The organism is Caulobacter sp. S45, assembly GCF_903642205.1.
Lineage (GTDB): Bacteria > Pseudomonadota > Alphaproteobacteria > Caulobacterales > Caulobacteraceae > CAHJWH01.
In genome coordinates this window covers 1-3133 of sequence record NZ_CAHJWH010000238.1, presented here as the reverse complement: position 1 = coordinate 3133, position 3133 = coordinate 1, and the positions used below count along the sequence as shown (strand labels likewise).

The following is a 3133-nucleotide window of genomic DNA, read 5'->3' as shown; positions in this document are numbered from 1 at the left end:
CCCTCCACCAAGGGCTCCCATGAATCAGACATCACCCCGCGCCGAAATCCCCCCAGCCGTTCAAGCGATCACCGTGGGGGGAGGGCGCGGCCGCTTGACGCTGGTGCGCCCCACAGCCCTGGTCGCCGACGACGAGCCGCTGCTGCGGGACGCACTCGTGCGCCAGCTCTCCCGGGCGTGGCCGGACCTGGAGGTGGTGGCGCAACCCCGTAATGGGCGTGACGCCGTCGAGCGTTTCGAGGCGCTGCGGCCCGATGTCTGCTTCCTCGACGTCCATATGCCCGGGTTGTCCGGGGTGGAGGCCGCTCGCCAGATCGGCCGGCGCGCCCACATCGTCTTCGTCACGGCCTTCGACCACTACGCCGTGGAGGCCTTCGCCCAGGGCGCCCAGGGCGCCCTGGACTACCTGGTCAAGCCGGTGGAGCCCGCCCGGCTTATGGAGACCGTCACGCGGCTGAAGGCGCGCCTTAGGGCGGCCCAGCCGCTCACCGACATCGACCCGCTCCTGCGGCAACTCGCCGCCCAGCTTCAGCGCGGGGCGTCGCTGGCGCCTCTACGATGGCTGCGCGCCCAGGTCGGCCAGAAGCTTCGCCTCATCCCCGTCGATGATGTCGATTACCTGCAGTCCGACACCAAGTACACGCTGATCGCCTGGCGCGGCGAGGCGGGCCAGACTGAAGAGGCGCTCGTGCGAATTCCGTTGAAGGAGCTGGTCGCCCAGCTCGACGCCAACCAGTTCGCCCAGATCCACCGCGCCTTCGCCGTCAATCTGCACGCGGTCAGCCATGTGACGAGGAACGACAACGAGACCGGCTCCGTACATCTGAAGGGCCGGGGTGACATCCTTCCAGTCAGCCGAAGCTACTCAAACGTCTTTCGTCAGATGTAATTATCCCGCCGTAGGTAATCAGCACGCGACCACCTGAGAGCTTTTAAAGGAAGACGTTCGTGAACGTCTCCGATCTGCACTTTGATCTTCACGTCCGCGAATCCCGTCCGAGTGGGGCTGCTGCGGAGTATTTCCTTGCTCCCGAAGGGTCAGAACACCAAGGTCAATGACCCGTCCATTTTCCTTCGGGCTTCATCGCCGCCGGCGCCCTGCACCCGTGAACACCTCGATCACAGCCCGATGGCGAGTTCCTGGAGCAACGCTCATACGTGCTGCCGACCCAAGTCGGATATTGCGGCTAAGCGAAGCCCGGTTAGAAGGCCGTATGGGACTCATTGTCCGCCGCCTGCGCCCTGAAGAAGGACGGCCCCGCTTGGCTGTCCAACGTGCGGCTGTTCGCGCCATCGCGGCAGCAGCTTACTCGTCTGACCTAGCTGGCGCCTGGGCGCCTCTGCCGATCACGGATGAGCTTGTCGAGCGAGTGCTAGTCCTGCGCCGGCGGAGCTGACATGGGCGACCTTGCTCTGCCTTATGTGATGCCGCGCATTCGGAGTCCCGAGCTGGAATTTGTCAAGTACTGCAACGCCTTGATGGCCTTTCGCGCTCGGCGACGTCGCGACGTGCGGTTGTCGCACCTGCCGGTGGACCTGACCATCGACATGACCACGACCTGCCAGCTCAGCTGCCCCCACTGCGCCACCGGGCTGGGGATCACGGGTCGGCCCAAGCTGGTGATGAAGCGTCCCGACTACGACCAAATCCTGAAAGGCGCGGGCGATCCCTGCTTCATCATCTGGTACTTCAGCAATGGCGAGCCGCTGCTGAATCGTCGCTTCTCACCGCTGGTGGCCTCCAGCAGGCATCAGGCGATCTTCTCCGTCATCTCCACCAACCTCAGCTTCACCATGACCGATGCGGCGATCCGCGCCCTGCTGGAGTGCGGGCTCGGCCTCATCGTGGTCTCGCTGGACGGGGCGACGGCGGAGACCTACGCCCAGTACCGTCGCGGCGGCGCGTTCAACCTGGTGGTCGACAACATGGCTCGCCTGATAGAGGCGAAGGCGAAGCTCGGCCTCACCTATCCGCTGATCGAGTGGCGCTTCCTGCGTTTCCAGCACAACGAGCGCGAGGAGTCTGAGGTTCGCGCGATGGCCGAGCGCTTAGGCGTCGACCTTCTGGAGTTCTGGAACGCGGGGGCGCCCAAGGCCGGCTCGGTGAACAACCGCGGCGTCTTCGCGGCCACCCTCCCGCTGAGTGGGCCGCCGCTGTCCGGCAAGGCGCTGGCGGGTCTGATGAGGCGTCAGGCGCGTGAGCGGCGGCTGGCGCGGCTGGTCCCCAAGCTGACCGTCGGTGGCGAAGTGGAACGTGCGGACGTCACGCCCAAGTGCGACTGGCTCTATTATAGTGGAATGTTCTATCCGGACGGCAAGCTCGGACCGTGCTGTCTGGTGTCCAAGGAGAGCACCGACTTTGTCCAGGATTTGAGCGCCTATCCTCAAGTCGCTGATGCCTTCAACAGCGACAGGCACTTGGCCTCGCGCGCCATGTTTGTCACCGGCGAGAAGGGTGGAACCGTATGCGACGCTTGCCCCACGCCTTCGGCGCAATACTACCAGTTCCGGATGAAGCTGCGCGCCATCCTGCGCAACGCGCCGGACTGGGCGGTGAAAGTGATGGCGGCCGAGCCCGACACCTTCTTCTATCCCGAAGACCAGGTTCTGGCGCCGGAGGTCGAGGCTCTGTTCGCCGGGCGTGGGCTGGGATGGCTCGGCGGCGACGCGGCGATCCTGAAGCGGCTGCGCGCCTCGGAGGACCCGGACGTGCAGGGTTTTGCTCGACTTCTAGCGGCTTGAGCCCGGACGCGCTCACCCTCGCGCAGGACCTTGAGCTTGGAGCAAATCCGCCCACGCACCCGTGATCCTGCCCCGGAGAACCAGATCCCGCTGCTCGAAGGCCAGGCGCCGCCTGCGGCGGCGGCAGTCGAAGGCTTCATCGGCTTCATGATGTCGGCGCTGGGCGACGCGGTCGCCGACGTCCGCACGGCTGACTGAGGGTGCGGTCTTCATTCGGCCGTCCATAGAGGAGGTCGAAGCGAGACCCGTCCAAGCCGCGCACGCGATAGCCCATGATTCCGTCCGATAGCCTTGCACCAGCTGTTCTTAAACGGTCAGACCACCCGGTTCTTGCGGTCCCGGCTCTTGGGACCTTGGGCCGCGTCAAGGCAGCTGGCGACTAGGCTGCGCG

General features: G+C 65.5%; 3 protein-coding genes. All 3 read left to right on the top strand.

Annotated elements, in window-relative coordinates; all coding sequences use genetic code 11:
- Positions 1-889 (top strand): LytTR family DNA-binding domain-containing protein (locus tag HUV06_RS15480; RefSeq protein WP_217433924.1); only part of this gene is annotated, 889 nt, incomplete at its 5' end.
- A 509-nt stretch (positions 890-1398) separates the two neighbouring features.
- Complete coding sequence (locus HUV06_RS15475) at positions 1399-2742, top strand: radical SAM/SPASM domain-containing protein (RefSeq protein WP_174302137.1); 1344 nt, start codon at positions 1399-1401, stop codon at positions 2740-2742.
- A gap of 36 nt (positions 2743-2778) precedes the next feature.
- Complete coding sequence (locus tag HUV06_RS15470; protein WP_174302136.1) at positions 2779-2940, top strand: hypothetical protein; 162 nt, start codon at positions 2779-2781, stop codon at positions 2938-2940.
- Positions 2941-3133: the final 193 nt, after the last annotated feature.